Origin of the sequence: Schumannella sp. 10F1B-5-1 (assembly GCF_006517535.1) — a bacterium.
Taxonomy (GTDB): domain Bacteria; phylum Actinomycetota; class Actinomycetes; order Actinomycetales; family Microbacteriaceae; genus Schumannella.
Map to the genome: position 1 here is coordinate 1 of NZ_VHQH01000106.1, position 213 is coordinate 213.

At 70.9% G+C, this 213-nt stretch carries 1 pseudogene; it reads right to left on the reverse strand.

Features of this window, described 5'->3' with window-relative positions:
• Positions 1-137 (reverse strand): annotated as a pseudogene (locus FJ658_RS16920) (MerR family transcriptional regulator); the annotation flags it as partial.
• Positions 138-213 lie beyond the last annotated feature (76 nt).

Below are 213 nucleotides of genomic sequence, written 5' to 3' on the forward strand. Positions count from 1 at the left end.
ACGAGCCCCTTCTCCTCCAGGAACCGCAGCTTCGAGGGGCTGAGGTCGGGGAACTCCGGATTGAGGCGCGCGAGCACCTGGCCGATGCTGAGAAGAGGGGACCCGCTCTGCGAGCGGGCCGCGGACGACGCCGGCATCAGCGGGTCGGAACCCGGTCGGCGCGCGAGGCGTAGAACGTCAGCCGGAACTTGCCCACCTGCACCTCGGCGCCGT